This is a genomic window from Amycolatopsis sp. CA-126428, assembly GCF_002904335.1.
Lineage (GTDB): Bacteria > Actinomycetota > Actinomycetes > Mycobacteriales > Pseudonocardiaceae > Amycolatopsis.
In genome coordinates this window covers 133,043-151,388 of record NZ_PPHF01000152.1, presented here as the reverse complement: position 1 = coordinate 151,388, position 18,346 = coordinate 133,043, and the positions used below count along the sequence as shown (strand labels likewise).

The 18,346-nt window shown below is 72.2% G+C and carries 18 protein-coding genes and 1 pseudogene; 4 read left to right on the top strand and 15 right to left on the bottom strand.

Features of this window, described 5'->3' with window-relative positions; translation table 11 throughout:
* Positions 1–51: 51 nt before the first annotated feature.
* A complete protein-coding gene (guaA, locus tag C2L58_RS38150) occupies positions 52–1,608 on the bottom strand; it encodes a glutamine-hydrolyzing GMP synthase (RefSeq protein WP_103342480.1) in 1,557 nt (518 codons plus the stop codon).
* 107 nt (positions 1,609–1,715) lie between these two features.
* On the opposite strand from guaA, the gene C2L58_RS38145 reads away from it, so the two are divergent.
* Complete coding sequence (locus tag C2L58_RS38145) at positions 1,716–2,264, top strand: DinB family protein (RefSeq protein ID WP_103342479.1); 549 nt, start codon at positions 1,716–1,718, stop codon at positions 2,262–2,264.
* A gap of 15 nt (positions 2,265–2,279) precedes the next feature.
* Here C2L58_RS38145 and C2L58_RS38140 read toward each other — a convergent pair whose 3' ends face one another.
* Positions 2,280–2,870, bottom strand: a complete 591-nt coding sequence (locus tag C2L58_RS38140; RefSeq protein ID WP_103342478.1) for a rhomboid family intramembrane serine protease — start codon at positions 2,868–2,870, stop codon at positions 2,280–2,282.
* A 159-nt stretch (positions 2,871–3,029) separates the two neighbouring features.
* Between C2L58_RS38140 and C2L58_RS38135 the strand changes: the two genes are divergently transcribed.
* Positions 3,030–4,475, top strand: coding sequence for an aldehyde dehydrogenase family protein (locus C2L58_RS38135; RefSeq protein ID WP_103342477.1), 1,446 nt, complete (start codon positions 3,030–3,032; stop codon positions 4,473–4,475).
* On the opposite strand, the gene C2L58_RS38130 is transcribed toward C2L58_RS38135, so the two are convergent.
* From C2L58_RS38130 to C2L58_RS38120, 3 genes are all read right to left on the bottom strand, one after another.
* Positions 4,472–5,977 (bottom strand): FAD-binding oxidoreductase, encoded by a 1,506-nt coding sequence (locus tag C2L58_RS38130; protein ID WP_103342476.1) that lies wholly within the window; start codon positions 5,975–5,977, stop codon positions 4,472–4,474. The genes C2L58_RS38135 and C2L58_RS38130 overlap by 4 nt on opposite strands.
* Before the next feature lie 72 nt (positions 5,978–6,049).
* On the bottom strand, positions 6,050–6,757 hold the full coding sequence (locus tag C2L58_RS38125; RefSeq protein WP_103342475.1) for a maleylpyruvate isomerase N-terminal domain-containing protein: 708 nt from the start codon (positions 6,755–6,757) through the stop codon (positions 6,050–6,052).
* 25 nt (positions 6,758–6,782) lie between these two features.
* Entirely contained in the window at positions 6,783–8,495 is a 1,713-nt protein-coding gene (locus C2L58_RS38120; protein ID WP_103342474.1) for a GMC family oxidoreductase, read from the bottom strand.
* Between the two features lie 155 nt (positions 8,496–8,650).
* Here C2L58_RS38120 and C2L58_RS38115 point away from each other — a divergent pair, with 155 nt between their 5' ends.
* The gene (locus C2L58_RS38115; protein WP_103342473.1) at positions 8,651–8,842 is read left to right on the top strand and encodes a DUF397 domain-containing protein; all 192 of its coding nucleotides are present in this window, start codon (positions 8,651–8,653) and stop codon (positions 8,840–8,842) included.
* Here the strand turns inward: C2L58_RS38115 and C2L58_RS38110 are convergent.
* The 5 genes from C2L58_RS38110 to guaB all read right to left on the bottom strand — a co-directional run bounded on the left by C2L58_RS38110 (position 8,826) and on the right by guaB (position 13,197).
* Positions 8,826–9,959 carry a GuaB3 family IMP dehydrogenase-related protein gene (locus C2L58_RS38110; RefSeq protein ID WP_003073532.1) on the bottom strand — a complete coding sequence of 378 codons (1,134 nt, stop codon included), beginning with the start codon at positions 9,957–9,959 and terminating at the stop codon, positions 8,826–8,828. The genes C2L58_RS38115 and C2L58_RS38110 overlap by 17 nt on opposite strands.
* A gap of 76 nt (positions 9,960–10,035) precedes the next feature.
* Positions 10,036–10,518 (bottom strand): hypothetical protein, encoded by a 483-nt coding sequence (locus C2L58_RS38105; RefSeq protein ID WP_103342472.1) that lies wholly within the window; start codon positions 10,516–10,518, stop codon positions 10,036–10,038.
* Between the two features lie 2 nt (positions 10,519–10,520).
* A complete protein-coding gene (locus C2L58_RS38100; protein WP_103342471.1) occupies positions 10,521–11,048 on the bottom strand; it encodes a hypothetical protein in 528 nt (175 codons plus the stop codon).
* Between the two features lie 74 nt (positions 11,049–11,122).
* Positions 11,123–11,587: a DUF3574 domain-containing protein gene (locus C2L58_RS38095; RefSeq protein ID WP_103342470.1), complete on the bottom strand. Its 465-nt coding sequence runs from the start codon at positions 11,585–11,587 to the stop codon at positions 11,123–11,125.
* A 98-nt stretch (positions 11,588–11,685) separates the two neighbouring features.
* Complete coding sequence (guaB, locus tag C2L58_RS38090; protein WP_103342469.1) at positions 11,686–13,197, bottom strand: IMP dehydrogenase; 1,512 nt, start codon at positions 13,195–13,197, stop codon at positions 11,686–11,688.
* A 149-nt stretch (positions 13,198–13,346) separates the two neighbouring features.
* Between guaB and C2L58_RS38085 the strand changes: the two genes are divergently transcribed.
* Positions 13,347–13,742 (top strand): DUF5319 domain-containing protein, encoded by a 396-nt coding sequence (locus tag C2L58_RS38085; protein WP_003073549.1) that lies wholly within the window; start codon positions 13,347–13,349, stop codon positions 13,740–13,742.
* A 66-nt stretch (positions 13,743–13,808) separates the two neighbouring features.
* Here C2L58_RS38085 and C2L58_RS38080 read toward each other — a convergent pair whose 3' ends face one another.
* The 5 genes and pseudogenes from C2L58_RS38080 to C2L58_RS38060 form a co-directional block, all read right to left on the bottom strand.
* Positions 13,809–14,744 carry an anti-sigma-D factor RsdA gene (locus C2L58_RS38080; RefSeq protein ID WP_103342467.1) on the bottom strand — a complete coding sequence of 312 codons (936 nt, stop codon included), beginning with the start codon at positions 14,742–14,744 and terminating at the stop codon, positions 13,809–13,811.
* Positions 14,745–15,317: a sigma-70 family RNA polymerase sigma factor gene (locus C2L58_RS38075; RefSeq protein ID WP_026468912.1), complete on the bottom strand. Its 573-nt coding sequence runs from the start codon at positions 15,315–15,317 to the stop codon at positions 14,745–14,747. It lies immediately after the preceding gene.
* Positions 15,318–15,695: 378 nt separating this feature from the next.
* A pseudogene (locus C2L58_RS38070) lies at positions 15,696–16,292 on the bottom strand (response regulator transcription factor).
* Positions 16,293–16,423: 131 nt separating this feature from the next.
* A complete protein-coding gene (locus tag C2L58_RS38065; protein ID WP_103342466.1) occupies positions 16,424–17,359 on the bottom strand; it encodes a hypothetical protein in 936 nt (311 codons plus the stop codon).
* 79 nt (positions 17,360–17,438) lie between these two features.
* Positions 17,439–18,344: a MerR family transcriptional regulator gene (locus C2L58_RS38060; RefSeq protein WP_369904306.1), complete on the bottom strand. Its 906-nt coding sequence runs from the start codon at positions 18,342–18,344 to the stop codon at positions 17,439–17,441.
* Positions 18,345–18,346: the final 2 nt, after the last annotated feature.

Sequence of the window (18,346 nt, the reverse complement as noted above, 5' to 3'; positions counted from 1 at the left end):
CTCGAGGCCCCGGATCCCACGCCGGGGCCTCGAGCCCTGTCCGGGGAGAGGTCACTCCCACTCGATGGTGCCCGGCGGCTTGGACGTCACGTCCAAGACCACCCGGTTGACCTCCGGGACCTCGTTGGTGATGCGCGTGGAAATCCGCTCGAGGACCTCGTAGGGCAGGCGCGTCCAGTCCGCGGTCATCGCGTCCTCCGACGACACCGGCCGCAGGACGATCGGGTGACCGTAGGTCCGGCCGTCGCCCTGGACGCCGACGCTGCGGACGTCGGCGAGCAGCACCACCGGGCACTGCCAGATGCTGCGGTCCAGCCCGGCGGCCGTCAGCTCCTCCCGCGCGATCAGATCGGCCGCACGCAGGGTGTCGAGCCGCTCCTGGTCGACCGCGCCGATGATCCGGATGCCCAGGCCGGGGCCGGGGAACGGCTGGCGCTGCACGATCGTCTCGGGCAGGCCCAGCTCCAGGCCGACGCGGCGGACCTCGTCCTTGAACAGCAGCCGCAGCGGCTCGACCAGCTCGAACTGCAGGTCGTCCGGCAGGCCGCCGACGTTGTGGTGGCTCTTGATGTTCGCCGTGCCTTCGCCGCCGCCGGACTCGACGACGTCCGGGTACAGCGTGCCCTGCACGAGGAACCGGTAGTCGCCCGCGGCCTTGAGGTCGCGCTCGGCCTGCTCGAACACGCGGATGAACTCGCGGCCGATGATCTTGCGCTTCTGCTCCGGGTCGGTGACGCCGGCCAGCGCGTCGAGGAAGCGTTCCCGCGCGTCGATGGTGACCAGGTTGACCCCGGTGGCGGAGACGAAGTCCTGCTCGACCTGGGTGCGCTCGCCCGCCCGCAGCAGGCCGTGGTCGACGAACACGCAGGTCAGCCGGTCACCGATGGCGCGCTGCACGAGCGCGGCCGCGACGGCGGAGTCGACCCCGCCGGACAGGCCGCAGATCGCGCGGCCGTCGCCGATCTGGTCGCTGATCCGCTGGACCTGCTCCTCGACGATCGACGACGTCGTCCACTGCGGCTCGATGCCGGCGATGTCCCGCAGGAACCGGCGCAGCACCTCCTGGCCGTGCGGCGAGTGCGCGACCTCCGGGTGGTACTGGACGCCGGCGAAGCGACGCTCGACGTCCTCGAAGCCGGCGACCTCGGCGCCGTCCGAAGACGCCGTGACGACCGAGCCCTCCGGGGCCTTGGTGACGCTGTCGTTGTGGCTCATCCACGCGGGCTGGTGCGCGGGCAGGCCGGCGTGCAGGACACCGCCGTCACCGGTCACGCGGACCTCGGTGCGGCCGAACTCGCGCACCCCGGTCGGCTCGACGACCCCGCCGAGCGCGCTGGCCAGCAGCTGGTGGCCGTAGCAGATGCCGAACATCGGCACGCCCGCTTCGGTGAGCTTCGGGTCCATGCCCGGGGCACCTTCGGCGTACACGCTCGAAGGGCCGCCGGAGAGGATGATCGCCGAGGGGTTCTTGGCGAGGATCTCTTCGGTGGACGCGCTGTGCGGGACGACCTCCGAGTAGATCTGTGCCTCGCGGACGCGCCGGGCGATCAGCTGCGCGTACTGCGCCCCGAAGTCCACGACGAGAACCGGACCGGTGGGGTTGGGCACCTGAGGACCTCCTGCGACGGTGGGATAGGCCCCCATCGTCCCAGGTGGGCCGGGTCACCCGGGATTCAGGGCGGTCCCTGTCCTCGATCGGGCCTACGGTGCCCGGTATGGCTGTGAACTGGACGAAGGAACTGACCGATCAGCTCGACTTCCACTGGAACTTCCTGGTGCACCGGAAGCTCGAGGGGCTCACCGACGACGAGTACTTCTGGGAACCGGTCGCGGGCTGCTGGACCGTGCGGCCGAGGAAGTCGGACGACGAACCCGGCACCGGCCCGTTCACCATCGACTTCGCCTTCCCGGAGCCGACGCCGCCGCCGGTCACGACGATCGCCTGGCGGCTCGGCCACATCCTCGTCGGCGTGCTGGGCGCGCGGATCGCGTCGCACTTCGGCGGCGCGCCGATCGGCTACGAGACCTATCCCTACCCCGGGACCGCCGCCGAGGCGCTGTCCGAACTCGACAAGTTCTACGCGCAGTGGGTCGCCGGGGTGCAGACACTGGACGAGGCGGGCTTGGCGCGGCCGTGCGGGCCGGCGGAGGGGCCGTACGCGGAGTACCCGATGGCGACCCTGGTGCTGCACATCCACCGGGAGCTGATCCACCACTGCGCCGAAGTCCTCCTGCTGCGCGACCTCTACCGCAGCCGGTCGTGAGTGGTAAGGCGCGTTCTAACTCGCCTTACCACTCACGACCGGCGGGAGGAGGGCGAAGCCGAGCGCCAGGCCCAGCAGCAGCGGCAGGCCGTGGTTGTCGTGCACCAGCGTGTCCACCACGGCCAGCACCGGCGCGGCGAAGGCGATGACCCGGAACTGCATCGGCAGCACCACGCCGTAGCGGCGAGAAGCCACCATGGCGACCGCCGCCAGGCCGCCGATCAGGCCGACGACGCACATCGAGTTGCCCGCGCCGGCCGGGTTGAGCCAGCGGTAGCTCATGACCTGGCCGAACAGGCCGCAGCCGAAGTACAGGACGAGCCAGCGGACGCGGCCGAACACGCGCTCGGCGAGCGTGCCGAAGAACGCCAGCCAGAGCAGGTTCGACGTCAGGCCGAACGCCCAGCCGTCCTGGAAGAACATGCCGGTCAGCAGGCGGTACCACTCGCCGGCGTCGATGCGGGCGGCGTCACGGTGCATCGCGTCGTACAGCGGCGGGTGCACCAGCTGCGCGATGCCGCAGGCCAGGGTCACCGCGAACACCACGGCCGTGAGGATCGGGCGGCGTGGCCCGGTGGCGAGGGCACCGAACGCGCGAGTGGTCATGACCGGAATCTAGGCGCGAAACCGCCCCCGCACCTCCGCCGTTTGTCACGGTCGGCACCCTGGAGCCGGCCGGCCGCGAAACGCTGACGGTGCTCAAGCCGTGACCCGTCCGGGTGGGGGTCCACCGGTCGCGCCCCCGGCCGGATTACGTTGGTACGCATGGACATGATCACCCCCGAGCCGCGTCCCGCCTGGATCGCCGGCCGCCCGGAGCCGGGCGCCACCACCCTCGTCGTGCACCACCCGTACGACGGCAGCGAGGTCGCCACGGTCGCCGTGCCCGGGCCGGAGCAGGTCGAACGCGCGGTGGCCGCCGCGGCCGCGGTCGCCAAGGCGTTCCGGCACAGCCCCGCGCACCTGCGCGCGGGAGCGCTCGACCACGTCTCCCGCGTGCTCGCCGCGCGGGCCGAGGAAATCGCCGAGGTGATCACCGCCGAAAACGGCAAGCCGCTCAAGTGGGCCGAAGCCGAGGTCAAGCGCGCGGTGTCGGTGTTCCGCATCGCCGCCGAGGAAGCCCGCCGCTTCACCGGCGAAGTCCAGCGCCTCGACACCGATCCCGCCGGCGAGGCCCGGCTGGCGCTGACCCGCCGTGTCCCGCGCGGGCCGGTGCTCGGCATCGCGCCGTTCAACTTCCCGCTCAACCTGGTGGCGCACAAGGTCGCGCCGTCGCTGGCGATCGGTGCGCCGATCATCGTCAAGCCGGCCCCGCGGACGCCGTTGTCGGCGCTGATCCTCGGTGAAATCCTGGCCGAGACGGACCTGCCGGAAGGCGCCTTCTCCGTGCTGCCGCTGGGAAACGAGCAGACGCAAGCGCTCGTCGCCGACCCGCGGCTGCCGGTCGTGTCGTTCACCGGCTCCGGCCCGGTCGGCTGGTCGCTCAAGGACGCCGCGCCGCGCAAGCACGTCGTGCTCGAGCTCGGCGGCAACGCGGCGGCCGTCGTGCTGCGCGACTGGCCCGACCCCGAGGGCGCCGCGCACCGGATCGCCACCTTCGGCAACTACCAGGCCGGCCAGTCCTGCATCGCGGTGCAGCGGGTGATCGTGGACGCCGCCGTGGCCGAGGAGTTCGTGCCCGCGCTGGTGGAAGCCGTCGAGGCGCAGCGGACCGGCGACCCGTACGACCGCGCCACCGACGTCGGCCCGGTGGTCGACGAAGCCGCCGCCGAGCGGATCGTCGCGTGGATCGACGAAGCCGTCGAAGGGGGCGCGAAGGTGCTCACCGGCGGCACCCGCGACGGCGCGACCGTCGCCCCGACACTGCTCACCGACGTCCCGCCGGACACCAAGGCCTGGACCGAAGAGATCTTCGGCCCGGTCCTCGCGGTGTCCGTTGTGGACGGAGTGGACGAGGCTTTCCGCTCGGTCAACGCATCGGCGTACGGCCTGCAGGCCGGGGTCTTCACCACCGACATCCAGCTGGCGTTCCACGCGTCGGCCGAGCTGGAGGTCGGTGGCGTGATCATCGGCGACGTCCCGTCCTACCGCGCCGACCAGATGCCCTACGGCGGCGTCAAAGGCTCCGGCGTCGGCCGCGAAGGCGTGCTCGCCGCGATGCACGACCTGACGGAGGAACGCGTCACCGTCTTCACCGGCATCGACCTCTAGCTGACCACGCCCTGCCCGAACCGGAAGACGTTGTTGGGGTCGTACTTGTTCGCGACGTCCTGCAGGCGCTTGGCGTTGTCGCCGTAGTAGGCGGCCTTCCAGTCGGGCAGGGCCGGGTCGATGTAGTTGACGTACCCGCCGCCCGCGCCGGCCGCGGCGAGTCCCGCGACGACGTCGCCGACCGCCTGCGTGACCTTCGTCCGGGTCTTCGCCGTCGCGGGCGCGTAGACCTGGATGCTGGCCAGCGCGTCGCGGTGCCAGAACGCGGTCGCGTCCTTGGCCGGCCCGGCCACCGCGCCGCCGAGACCGTCGATGAGCAGGTCCATGCCCGACTGGCCTTCGGCGACCGCGACGACCTTCGCGGCGTCGACCGGGGTGGTGATCATCCGCGAGGAGGCGACGAACGACTGGCGGTTCGAGCTGCCCTCGAAGTACTTCATGGCGCCGAGGTAGTCCAGGGTCTTCACCACGCGCTGCGTCGGCCGGGCACCGGCGTTGGCGGTCAGGTTGTTCAGCAGCGTGGTGAGCCCGGCCGAGCCTCCGACGTAGCAGCCCCCGACGCGGCACTGCACCGGCGACCCGCCCGAGAGCACCAGGTTCGCCCAGAGCTCCGGCGGCATCGCGGCGATCCACTGCTGCCACGCGGCGAGCACGCCGCTCGCGGCCCCGGCCGGGAAGCGCAGCGAGAACACCGTCAGCGCGGGCGGCGCCGGATCGGTGTCGAAGGTGAACTCGGTGACGATGCCGAAGTTGCCGCCGCCCCCGCCGCGCAGCGCCCAGAACAGGTCCGGCTCGGAAGTCGCGGACGCGGTGAGCGTCCGGCCGTCGGCGGTGACGACCTGCGCGGAGCTCAGGTGGTCGCAGGTCAGGCCGTACTTGCGGGCGAGCACGCCGATGCCGCCGCCGAGGGTCAGCCCGGCGATCCCGACCGTGGGGCACGACCCGGCGGGCAGCGCGCGCCCGGCCCGCGCCAGCCCGGCGTAGACGTCCGCCAGCTTGGCGCCGGCGCCGATCACCGCCTTGCCGCCCTGGACGTCGACCTTGTTCAGCGCGGCCACGTCGACGACCAGCCCGCCCACCGGCACCGAGTAACCGGCGTAGCTGTGGCCGCCGCTGCGCGCGGCGATCGCGACGCGTCCGGCGGCCGCCTGCAGGCAGGCCTGGACGTCCTTGGCGTTCGCCACGGTCGCGACGGCGACCGGGTTGTTGCCGTCGAACAGCTGGTTGAAGCCGTGCTTGGCGGTGTCGTAGCTGTCGGCGCCCGGACGCAGCAGGCTGCCGGTCAGCCGGGGGCGCAGGTCGTCCCAGTTCGGTGGCCCCGTGGGCAGCCGGGTGCTCGGCGGGGCCGACGGCGTGTCCACCGGAGCGGTCGAGGCGACCGGGGCGGCGGGGTTCTCCGGCCCGCACGCGGCGGCGACGGCACCGGCGGCCGAGACCCCCGCGATCCGCAGGAACGTCCGGCGGCGGACGCCGGGCCGCCCCTGGTCGTGTTCACTGTCCACAGCGGACTCCTCGGTGCCGGGAGCGCCCAGTGTAGAGCGGGCGCAAGGTGTGCACTGAGCGGAGCGGTCCGGTCACGCCCAGGCGGGGAGCCGGGGCACGTCACCGTCGAGGGCGGCGCCGTCGGCGCGCCCGCTGAGCCAGGCCAGCAGCGCCCCCGCCGACCCGCGGACGGTCGTCTTCGGGGCGGCACCCATCGTCCACTCGAACCCGTCGGCGGCCAGGCGCAGCGCCGGGAGGTGGGCGCCGCGCGCGGTGACGGCGTTCTGGACGACGTCCTCGGTGAGCGGGCCGAGCAGCGCGAGCACGCGGTCGAGGTCGTAGCCGCGGTCGAGGTCGGCGAGGTGGATGGTCAGTTCGGACAGCCGCATCCGCGCCACGACGGCCCCGGTGACGGGCGCGCCCTGCCGGTTGCGGGCTTCACGCGCCCAGGCGTCGTCCGGCATCGCGGCGGCGTACTGCTCGAAGCGCCCGGCCGACGCGACGAAGTCGGCGAGCAGATCGGCGGCCGCGCGCCGGGCGCCGGCTTCGATGTCCCGCTCGCGGGCCTCGGCGCTCGGGTACATCGGTGTCTCGACGCCCGTGTTCGCCCAGACCAGCAGGTTCTGCAGGCCGTCGGCGTTGCGGGCGACGTGCGCGAGGACGTGGGCGCGCGACCAGCCGGGCAACGCGCTGGGCGCGCGCAGCTCGGGTTCGCCGAGGCCACCGATGGCCCGCGCCCATTCGTCGTCGAGCTTCCGGATGCCGTCGAGCAGTGCGTGTGCCTTCTCGGATGCCGTCACGGCCCCGAGTCTAGGAGGAACGGCCCTAGGAGGAACGACGCAGCGCGGCGGGCGCTTCGGCCGGGACGGCCGGGTTCTTCGGGGCGATCGGCTCCAGCCGCGCGTAGGGCAGGTCCTGCGCCGGCCGCAGGTCCTGCTCGCCCTTGTTCGGCCAGAAGGAGAACGCGCGCTCGGCCTGGGCCGTGATCGTCAGGGACGGGTTCACGCCGAGGTTGGCAGTGATCGCCGCGCCGTCCACCACGGACAGGCCCGGGTAGCCGAACACGCGGTGGTACGGGTCGATCACCCCTTCGTCGGCGGTGGCCCCGATCGGGACGCCGCCGATGAAGTGGGCGGTCAGCGGGATGTCGAAGATCTCGCCCCAGGTGCCGCCCGCGATGCCGCCGATGCGTTCGGCCGTGCGCTCGTTGGCCTCGTGGCCGGCCGGGATGAAGCTCGGGTTCGGCTCGCCGTGGCCCTGCTTGGACGTGTACTTGCGGCGGCCGAACAGCCCGCGCTTGGTGTACGTCGTGATCGAGTTGTCCAGGCTCTGCATCACCAGCAGGATCACCGTGCGCTCGCTCCAGCGGTAGCCGTTGAGCAGCTTCGCCGCCTGGACCGGGTGCTTGAGCATGAAGGTGACGGCCTGCCGCCAGCGCGGCACCGGCGAGGCGCCGTCCGTCGCGATCGTCTGCAGCAGGCTCATCGCGTTGCTGCCCTTGCCGTAGCGGACCGGCTCGATGTGGGTGTTCTCGTCCGGGTGGATGGACGAGGTGATCGCGACGCCGCGGCTGAAGTTCCGGCTTTCGTCGACGTCGGTCCGGGCCGCGCCGATGATGGCCTCGGAGTTCGTCCGGGTCAGCTCGCCGAGCCGCCGCGAGAGCCGCGGCAGCGTGCCGGTGTCCTTCATCTTGTGCAGCAGGTTCTGGGTGCCCCAGGTCCCCGCGGCGAAGACGACCTTCTCGGCGGTGATCGTCGTGCGGAACTTCTTCGAGGTCGTCCCGGTCTTCTTGAGGCTGACTTCGTAGCCGCCGTCGACCGGCTTCACCGACGTCACGGTCGTCAGCGGGATGACCTGCGCGCCGTCCTGCTCGGCGAGGTAGAGGTAGTTCTTGACCAGCGTGTTCTTCGCGCCGACCCGGCAGCCGGTCATGCAGGAGCCGCACTCGGTGCAGCCGACGCGCTCGGGGCCGGCACCGCCGAAGTAGGGGTCGGCCGCCTTCTCCCCCGGCTTGCCGAAGTAGACGCCGACCGGCGTCGGGTGGAAGGAACCGGCGACGCCCATGTCCTTCGCGACCTCGCGCATCACGACGTCCGACGGGGTGATCGTCGGGTTCGTGACGACGCCGAGCATGCGGCTCGCCTGGTCGTAGTGCGGGGCGAGCTCGGACTCCCAGTCGGTGATGTGCGACCACTGCTGGTCGCGGTAGAACGGCTTGAGCGGCCGGTACAGCGTGTTCGCGTAGACGAGCGAGCCGCCGCCGACGCCGGCACCCGCCAGCACCATGACGTCGTTGAGCATGTGGATGCGCTGGATGCCGTAGCAGCCGACCTGCGGCGCCCACAGGTAGCGCCTGAGGTCCCACGACGTCTTCGCGAACTCGTCGTCGGCGAACCGGCGCCCGGCCTCGACGACGGCGACCCGGTAGCCCTTCTCGGTGAGCCGCAGCGCCGCAACGCTGCCGCCGAACCCCGACCCCACCACGACGACGTCGTAGTCGGGGCCACCCGCACTGGTGGTGGTGTTACTGGCAGTCACACCTGGGAGCGTAACTCCGGCTCCGCGTTCTGACCAGAGGTAAGTTACTCGCCGGTTATGCTTGTCCGACGACAATAGTGGGTAATCTCCACGGTGGTCGATGTCCACGTCGGCGAACCACCGCCGGTCGGGACACAAGGGCGGGAGACACCACGATGAGCCCACGAACGCTCACCGGTTGGCGCAAGTCGAGCCACAGTCACTTCGAAGAGAACGCCTGCGTCGAGATCGGCACCGGCCCCGGCGTCGTCGGGGTCCGGGACACCAAGCAAGCGGTGCCCCAGACCCTCGTCTACTCCGCGGCCGCTTTCGCCGCGTTCCTCGACCGGCTCACCGGCGAACGGTGAGCCCGACCCGCTGGAACTCCTTGAGGTCCGAGTAACCCGTCTTCGCCATCGCCCGGCGAAGGGCCCCGAACAGGTTCACCACGCCTTCCGCGTCCGACGACGGCCCGAACAGCAGGGTCTTGAGGTCCACGGCGTAATCAGGGCCGGCCGCCACGCGCGAGCGCGGCAGTGACGGGTGCGCCGCGGCCGCCGTCCAGTACAGGCCCTGACCGGGCGCGTCCGAGGCGGCGGCCAGCGGTGAGCCGAGCATGACGGCGTCCGCACCGCACGCGATGGCCTTGGCGATGTCGCCCGACACCGTCATGCCGCCGTCCGCGAGCACGTGCACGTACCGGCCGCCGGTCTCGTCGAGGTAGTCGCGGCGGGCGGCCGCGGCGTCGATGATCGCGGTGGCCATCGGGACACCGATGCCGAGCACGCGGTCGGTGCTCGTCACGCCCGGCGTGTAGCCGTGACCCACGATGACCCCGGCCGCGCCGGTGCGCATGAGGTGCATCGCGGTGCGGTAGTCGCTGACGCCGCCGGCGATCACCGGGACGTCGAGCCGGCCGATGAACTCCTTGAGGTTCAGCGGCTCGGCGTCGCGCTGGACGTGCTCGGCGGAGATGATCGTGCCCTGGACGACGAGGATTTCGACGCCGGCCGCGATCAGGTCCGGGGTCAGCTCGGCGGCGTGCTGCGGGCTGACGCGCGCGGCCACCGTGACACCGGACTCGCGGACCGTCTTGATCGCCTCGGTCAGCAGGTCGAGCCGGATCGGCGCGGCGTGCAGCTCCTGCAGCACGCGGCCGACCGCGGTCGGGTCCTCGAGGTCCTCGGCCGCGCGGACCAGCTGGAAGATGGCGTCCTCGACGTTCGCGTGCCGCGCCCAGAGCCCTTCGGCGTTGAGCACGCCCAGGCCGCCGAGCTCGCCGACGGCGACCGCGGTGCCGGGCGAGACGATCGCGTCGGTCGGGTGCGTGACGAGCGGCAGGTCGAAGCGGTAGGCGTCGATCTGCCAGGCGGTGGACACCACCGAAGACGAGCGAGTCCGCCGCGACGGCACGATCTCGACGTCGTCGAGGTCATACGCCCGCCGCGCGGTGCGGCCCATCCCGATCTCGACCAGGTCCCGCACGTGAAGCCTCCTCCGCCGACGACAATCTGCCGTGCCCCATTGTCGCTAGGCCGCGTGGGTGACCCGCGCACGGGGGTTAGAACAGCAGGAGCACGGGCAGTGCCCCCACCACCAACCCGGACGTCGCGCTCAGCGTGGCCAGGCCGGGCCGGTCCGTGTCGGCGGCACTGACCAGCGCGACGAGCAGCATGCCTGCCCCGAACACCACCGCCAGCCAGGCCACGGAGCCGACCGAATCGGCGCTCACCCGGCGGTCGCCGGTTTCGACGGCTTGCACCTTCCGCCCGACCGCGGAGACCTGCAGCCCGACCGGCAACCCCGGCTCCAGGTCGAGGTGCGCGTCGGGTTCGCGGACCTTGAAGTGCTCGCCGGAAGGCGTGCGGAAGACGAGTTCGTAGAGGCGCTCTCCCTGGGGTGGCTGCTCGTTGTGCCTCGACTCGACGACAGCTTCCGTCCGCTCGGACGGCCCGAAGGAGGCGAGGACCCCGTAGGTCCCGAACGCCAGCCCGGCCCCGGCGGCGGCCGCCAGAAGCACTGGTGAGAGCAGCTTTTCGAGCACGGCTACACCCTCACGAACACGGCGACCGGCGCCAGCAGCGCGCCCAGGGCGAGCGCCAGCCAGGTGGCCACCGGCGGGTAGACGTTGAGCCGGACCGCGCCGAAGTACACCGCGCCCAGCGCCAGCAGGCTGGCGGCGATCGACAGCACCGGCCGGATCACGCCCGGGCGCAGGTCGACCACGCCGCCGCCGGCCCGCAGGTAGGCGATGCTCCCGTCCGCCGTCGACACGTCGAGCGTCACCGGCTGGCCGGGTGGCAGGTCCAGGCCGGCGTCCACCGCGGTGACGCGGTAGTGCCGGTCACCGGCGTCGACCGCGATGGTGTGGCTCACCGCCTCCTCGTCCCCGCCGACCGGGAGCGCGCCGCGCGTGTGGGACGTCACGTGCCCCTCGATGCGGTACACCGGCGCGTCCCGGCCGGCGAGCAACTGGCACATCAGGCACACCACGCCGCCGAGGATCAGGGACACCAGGGCGACCGCCGTGAAGAAGACCTTGCGCAGCACGTGGGCTAGCCGGCCGACCGTCATGCGTCCTAGTGCACACCACGAATGCCACGCAAGGCGATAGACCGATTACCGTAAGCACGCTAGGTCACGAGAACTCAGAAGGAGACCTTCTCCACGGAGTCCGAACGCAGTACGGACTCCTGGTCGAACTGCTTCTCGTAGTCGGCGCGGACCTCTTCGATCCGCCGTTCGGCGTCCCGGTTCGCGAACGGGTACAGCAGCACGATCAGGTGCGTGTGCTCCCGCACGATCGTGCCGGACCCGCCGCGCCACTGTCCGCTGCCGTCGAGCCGGGTGAAGCCGTCCGGGAACGCCGGCGTGATCTCCCGGTCGGAGAACGCGGCGAACTCCTTGTCGGTCACCTCGGTGCCGTCCGGCTTGCCCGTGCCGAAGAACAGCTCGGTGCGCTTCCAGATCTCTCCGGGCGACTGCGCCTGGGCCGGCGCGGGCGGGGTTTCGGAGGCGGAAGCGGTGAGGCCGCCGCCGAGTCCGAATGCTGCGGCGACGGCCACCGCGGCGACCGTCCGCCGGGAAACCGGCCTGAGTCCGTCCCTGGTCATGGGCCGATCGTGACGGCCCATGAACAAAGGTGGAACGACCGAACGGGCGGACTAGCGGGTCCGTGTCACAGTCGGCGCTTCGACGGTCCCCTGGGCCACTAGCGGGTCGTGTAGTTCGGCGCTTCGACGGTCATCGTGATGTCGTGCGGGTGGCTCTCCTTGAGCCCGGCCGCGGTGATCCGCACCAGCTGCGCTTCCTGCAGCTGCGCGATCGTCTCGGCCCCCGCGTAGCCCATCCCGGCGCGCAGGCCGCCGATCAGCTGGTGCACGACGTTCGACAGCGGCCCGCGGAACGGGATCCGGCCCTCGATGCCCTCGGGGACCAGCTTGTCCTCGTTGAGCACGTCGTCCTGGGCGTAGCGGTCCTTCGAGTAGGACTTGCCCTGGCCGCGGGACTGCATCGCGCCCAGCGAGCCCATGCCGCGGTAGACCTTGAACTGCTTGCCGCCGACCAGGATCAGGTCACCCGGCGACTCGGCGGTGCCGGCGAGCAGGCTGCCCAGCATCACCGTGGACGCGCCGGCCGCGATGGCCTTCGCGATGTCGCCGGAGTACTGGATGCCGCCGTCGCCGATCACCGGGATGCCCGCCGGCCGCGCGGCCTGGTCGGCCTCGTAGATCGCCGAGATCTGCGGCACGCCGACGCCCGCCACGATCCGGGTGGTGCAGATGGAGCCGGGGCCGACGCCGACCTTGATGCCGTCGGCGCCCGCGTCGACCAGCGCCTGCGCGCCGGCCCGGGTCGCGACGTTGCCGCCGACGATGTCGACCGACTCGCCCAGCTCCTTCTTCAGCAGCGAGACCGTGTCGACGACCGCGCGGGAGTGCCCGTGCGCGGTGTCGACCATCAGCACGTCGACGCCCGCTTCGGCCAGCGTCATCGCGCGCTTGTGCCCGTCGACGCCCACGCCGACCGCGGCACCGACGATGAGCCGGCCGTCCGGGTCCTTCGTCGCCTTCGGGTACTGCTCGGTCTTCACGAAGTCCTTGACCGTGATCAGCCCGCGGAGCTTGCCCGCGCCGTCGACGATCGGCAGCTTCTCGATCTTGTGCCGGCGCAGCAGGCCGAGCGCGGCGTCCGCCGACACCCCGACCTGGGCGGTGACCAGCGGCGCCTTCGTCATGACCTCGGACACCGGGCGGCTGTGGTCGACCTCGAACCGCATGTCGCGGTTGGTGATGATGCCCACCAGGGTCCCGGCCGCGTCGGTCACCGGCACGCCGGAGATGCGGAACTTCGCGCACAGGGCGTCGACCTCGGCCAGCGTCGCGTCGGGGGCGCAGGTGACCGGGTCGGTGACCATGCCGGCCTCCGACCGCTTGACGACCTCGACCGCGGCGGCCTGCTCGTCGATCGGCAGGTTGCGCTGGAGGACGCCGATGCCGCCCTGGCGGGCCATGGCGATGGCCATCCGCGCCTCGGTGACGGTGTCCATCGCCGCGGACACCAGCGGGACGCCGAGGGTGATGTTCCGGGTCAGCCGGGAACTCGTGTCGACGGAGCTCGGCACGACGTCCGATTCGGCCGGCAGCAGCAGCACGTCGTCGAAGGTCAGGCCGAGCATGGCGAACTTGGCCGGAACGGGGGCGGTGATGCCGTCGCTGGTCATGCGGGTGAAGGGCCTTCCTGGCGCGGGATGAGCGGGGGTCGCCGGTCTTCGATCCAAGATCAGCGGCAACCCGGAGCCTTCCCCTCATGATATCCGCCGCCCGGCGCCCGCCCCGGGCGGTGGGCGGGCCGGCGGGGCCGACCGGTACCGTGCAGGCCGTGGCGCACGATGTCCTGCCTCCAGACCCGTTCGCGGACGACCCGGACGACCCGGCCCGCGCATTCGGAGACCCCGAGGACCGGCTGGACGAGCCGATCAGCGACTCCGAACGCACCGAACTACTGGCCGATCTGTCGGATCTGGCCGTCTACCAGGCTCTCCTCGAACCCCGCGGGGTTCGCGGGATCGTCGTCGACTGCGGTGAGTGCGACGAACCGCACTACCACGACTGGCACCTGCTGCGGGCGAGCCTCGAGCAGCTGCTGGCCGACGGGCGGATGCGTCCGCACGAGCCGGCCTACGACCCGAACCCCGGCGACTACGTGAGCTGGGACTACTGCCGCGGCTTCGCCGACGGTGTCACGGCCAACGAAAGCGCCTACTGAGCGCACTCCCCGAAGACAGCGAAAAGCCCTGGTGAGTTTCCTCACCAGGGCTTTTCGCTGTCCGTTCTACGGGGTTTCGCTGACGCCCTGTGGCTGACCGCCCGCGGACTCGCTGCGCGGGGTGCCCGGGTCGTTGCCGGTGGCGCCGGTGGTGCTCGGCGGCGCCGGGGTCGTGGTCGGCGGCGGTGTGGTGGTCGGCGGCGGGGGCGTCGGCGTCGGGGTCGCGCTGCCCGGCAGGCTCGTGGTGCCGCTGCCGCTGCCCGGGAGGGACGACGCCGACCCGGCCGGCAGCGCCTGGCTCGTCGGCGCGCCGGGCGAAACCGGCGGGACCGAGGTCTGGATCGGGCCCTGGACCGGCGCTTCGGGGTTCTGGAGCTGGGCGGCGAGCTGCCGGTGCTGCTCCATCAGCTGATCGCGGTTCTCCTCGTCGGTGACCTGCGACAGGGCGGCCTGGGCGTCCTGGAGGGCCTGGCGGGCGGCGTCGAGGTTGCCGCCGGCGATGGCGAGGTTGGCCTTTTCGAGGTCGAGCTTCGCTGTCGCGGCCGCCTCGACGGAACGGGTGTGGTCGGAGTAGAGGACCTTGGCGAGGCCCCACAGGGTGTCGCCGGGTTGCGCGGAGCGCGCGGCCAGCCCGGTGCCGGTGAACGCGATCGCCAGCACGGCGGCGGCGACGGCGACCGGGACGAGCAGCCTGCGACGGCGTCCGCTCGAAGCGTGCCGCTTCGCGAGAGCGGCGGTGCTGACGGTGCGCACGGCGGTGTCGACGTCGACGAGCTCGGCCAGCGGCTCGCTGTCGATGTCTCTTCGCCACGCCACCAGCAACGCGTTGAGCTCCTGGTCGCCGAGACCGTCGGCCAGCGCCGGGTCGGACCCGCCGAGCGCGTCGAGCAGTGCGTCATCGGCCTGCACGGCCGACAGGTCGGCGGCGAACTCCGCCTCCGACGCGGTCAGGCCACTGCCGAAGACGTCGTCCGGCTCGAATCTCTTCTCACGACCGGTCACTCAGATCACCTCCTCCGCGGCCAGGACCTTTCTCAGCCGCGCGAGGGCGCGGTGCTGGGCGACGCGGACGGCACCCGGGGTGGAACCGACCGCGTCCGCGGTCTCCTCCGCCGACAGGCCCACGACCACGCGCAACACCACGATCTCCCGCTGCTTGTCCGGCAGCACCTGCAACAACTGGGACATCCGCTCGTTCAGTTCACCTTGCAGCGCCCGCTGCTCGGGGCCGACCCCGCCCTCGACCTCGTCGGGGATCTCGGCCACCGGCTCGGCCCGGTTCCGGGCCGCTGCGCGGTGCGCGTCGGCCACCTTGTGCTGGGCGATGCCGTAGACGAAGGCCAGAAACGGGCGGCCTTGATCGCGGTACGAGGGCAATGCCGTTAGCACCGCGAGACACACCTCCTGCGCAACGTCGTCCGCCGAAGCGAACGATCGCTCCTGCCTGCCAACCCGAGCGCGGCAATACCGCACTACCAGTGGACGGATAGCAGCCAGCAGCCGCTCGACTGCCTGGGGATCTCCCTCGACAGCAGCGGCGACCGGTTCATCCAGTCCATCCCCCACATTGGCCATCGCAGACAACAGTCCCAGTGTTACGTGTAGGTGTGCAAAGAACCCGGCCCGTGGTCGCCTCCACCGCGCACCGGTGACCGCTACCGTACCGTCGGCTCCCTCCCTACCGGCGCGCGCGGTGTAACCCGGGCGCGCCGCGGCGGGCGGAGCCGCGAAAATACGGGTCGTCCTGCAGACCCGCGGTCGAGGTCGCCGATTCAACGAGCGAGCCCGGGTGCGGGTACGAAATCCGCCGGAGGGGCGGCGTGGCGAGGCGGGAATCCGCCACATCGAACGCCGGAGTTGTGATGGGGACCACATAGGTGCGGGCCAGGGCGGTGCGCCCTGGCCCGTCGTCACCTGTGAACCGGCCGTGTCAGGAACGGGGAGAGCGGCAGGTCAGCTGACCAGGCCGCGGCGGAAGCCGTGGGCGACGGCCTGCGCGCGGTCGCGCACGCCCAGCTTGCGGAACAACCGCCGAGCGTGGGTTTTGACCGTGTCCTCGGACAGGTAGAGCTCGCGGCCGATCTGGCCGTTGCTCTTGCCCTGGCTCATCCCGCGGAGCACCTGAAGCTCGCGCTCGGTCAGCTGGACGCCCGGGTCGGACGGCTAACGGGGCGCGGGCACCGAGGTGCTCGCCAGGGTGTGGGCCAGCGCGGCGACCAGCTCCGGCCGGGACGCGTCCCAGCGGAGGTAGCCGCGGGCACCGCCGGCGATCGCGGCGGCGATGCTGCCCGCGTCGTCCGGGGCACCGAAGACGATGACGTTCGCCTGGGGGTTGGCCGAGACGAGCCGCCGGGTGGCTTCGACACCCGTCGGGACCGCGCGTTGCGTCCCGACCAGCACGACGTCGACGGGCTGACGGGAGTACCGGGCCAGCAGCTCGTCACCGTGCGCTACGCAGTCGATGCGACTGACCCCAGGGACCGCGGACATCACTCGGGTGAGCCCTTCACGGACACTGCGTCGGTCGTCGCAGATCAAGACCGTCGTCACGGGGTTTCCTTCCTGCAGCCGGGTGACATTCCTCTTCCCCTATCGGACGCTTTAGCCCGAACCTTGACACGATCCGGTGGCTTTTTTTGAAGTTTCTTAGCCCGGATGCCGGAACACCCCATTCCGACGGCTCAACCACCCGGGACGGGGACCCATGGTGATTCCCCCGCAACCCTCCTCCCGCAAGGATCTGCGCTTCGTAACACTGCGTGCAACACCTGCGCCACTCTGAATCGATACTCCTCGGCGTGTCCTGGGCGCAGGTCGGCCGCGACGAGCGCCGCCGGCCACGAAAGTGAAAGGAGTTCGCATTCCTCCGCGGCCGCCATTGCATTTCCGACAAGGTCGTCCGAAATCTTCCGGTGATCGGGAGCCCCGGCCGCCCGCAGGGCCACGGCCAGCACAATCCGGGATTTCACGGCGTGCCGCCGCGCGCCCCGCGCGAGCGCGGTTTCCAAAGCGCGCTCGGCGGGCGGCACGGCATCGGCGCCCTGACCTGCGGCGAGGGCGATTTCGGCACCCACCCAGCCGCCGCGGACGCCGGCCCGCCACCCGGCGGCACCGGTTCCGGCGCGCGCGGCGAGCCTGCGGGCGGCGGCGAGGCGGCCGAGGGCGAGGTTGTCGGCGGCCAGGCCGAGCAGGGCATCGGCTCTCGCGCCGGCGGCGTCGAGGCCGTCGGGGTCGCGGCCGGTGGCCGCTTCGATCCCGGTTCCGGGGCGGCGGGACACCGCCTTCGCGCCGGAGGCGGCCGGGCCGTCGGAGCCTCGCTCGGTGGCCAGGTGGGCGACCTTGGCGAAGGCCTCGCCGTCGAGAGCGCGGGCCTGGCGGTGGCCGCCCAGCTGCCGCCGGTGCGAGGCGAGGGTGCTGGCGGCGAGGGAGGCCACCACCGGATCGCTGTCGCGCCGGAGGGCATCGAGCAGAGTCGCAGCGGCGGCGTACCGGCCTTGGGCGCCGAGGACGATGGCGGCGAGCAGCCGCTCCCGCGGGCTGCCGGCCCCGCGCACGGCGGCGGGATCGGGCAGCGGATCGCTCCCGAACGCGGCGGCCCTCAGGGCGGGTTCGTGCACCCGTCCTTTCTAGCGGGTGGGTCCGACAAAAACATGATCGAAGTGCCGTCACGCACGTCGCCGAAGGTAGCGAATGGAGCTAGTGGTGGGCGCCGACCAGGACGTGCTCGAGGCGGTCCGCCGCCGACGGAAGGTCCGTCAGGAGCTCCACCCTGTCCGGCAGGCCCGCCGGATCCCAACCTGGGCCGCAGGCGAACAACCTGCTGCGCTGGCGTCCGCGGGACACCCTCGCGAACAGCCGCGCGTCCGCCACCCCGCGTCCCTGCGCCCACAGCACCACCGCCGCCGGGGCGCTGCGGCGGACCGCCACCGCCAGCACCTCCGCCGGCAACGGCACCCCGAACAGCTGCGCGCCGATCCGGCGGCCCGCCAGGGACGCCGCCAGCGCGTACATCGGCATCGAGTCGCGCTCGTCGGGGACGCAGCCGAGGAGGACCGGGCGGGTGTTGCGGGGCTCGTCGAGCACCGGGGTCGCGCGGACCAGGGCCGCGAACACGCACTCCGCCAGCAGGTACTCGACCTCCGCCCCCGCGCTCGCACCGCGCCAGCGCGCGCCGAGCGCCGACAGGACCGGCTCGATCACGCCCGTCCAGGCCGGGAGCACGCCGAGCTCGGCGATGGTGTCCGCGAGCATGCGCTGGACCGCGCCGACGTCCATCGCCAGCGCCGCCGTGCTCAAGCGGCGGGCCAAACGAGAACGGACCTCCAGGCCGTCGTCGGCCGCCGAGGCGCCGGCAGGCTCCGAAGGCTCCTCCGGCTGGGGCCGGCCGGAGCGGGGCATCTGCTCGAGGGCGTAGCGCGCCGCCTCGGCCGTCGACGCGCCGCTCAGCAGCGCCCGCTGCATCAGTTCGAGGCGGCCGATGTCGGAGGTCCCGTAACGGCGGTGCCGGCCGTCGGTATGGCGGCTGGGGCCCAGTCCGTAGCGGCGGTCCCAGGTTCGGAGGGTGGACGGCGCGACCCCGAGCCGGCGGGCGACCGAGGCCACCG

What these genes read in the sequence shown, in the direction of transcription:
- C2L58_RS38145 (WP_103342479.1), top strand. Translation starts at nt 1,716, where the DNA reads ATGGCTGTGAACTGGACGAAGGAACTGACCGATCAGCTCGACTTCCAC.
- C2L58_RS38140 (WP_103342478.1), bottom strand. Translation starts at nt 2,870, where the DNA reads ATGACCACTCGCGCGTTCGGTGCCCTCGCCACCGGGCCACGCCGCCCG.
- C2L58_RS38135 (WP_103342477.1), top strand. Translation starts at nt 3,030, where the DNA reads ATGGACATGATCACCCCCGAGCCGCGTCCCGCCTGGATCGCCGGCCGC.
- C2L58_RS38115 (WP_103342473.1), top strand. Translation starts at nt 8,651, where the DNA reads ATGAGCCCACGAACGCTCACCGGTTGGCGCAAGTCGAGCCACAGTCAC.
- C2L58_RS38100 (WP_103342471.1), bottom strand. Translation starts at nt 11,048, where the DNA reads ATGACGGTCGGCCGGCTAGCCCACGTGCTGCGCAAGGTCTTCTTCACG.
- C2L58_RS38095 (WP_103342470.1), bottom strand. Translation starts at nt 11,587, where the DNA reads ATGACCAGGGACGGACTCAGGCCGGTTTCCCGGCGGACGGTCGCCGCG.
- guaB (WP_103342469.1), bottom strand. Translation starts at nt 13,197, where the DNA reads ATGACCAGCGACGGCATCACCGCCCCCGTTCCGGCCAAGTTCGCCATG.
- C2L58_RS38075 (WP_026468912.1), bottom strand. Translation starts at nt 15,317, where the DNA reads ATGGCCAATGTGGGGGATGGACTGGATGAACCGGTCGCCGCTGCTGTC.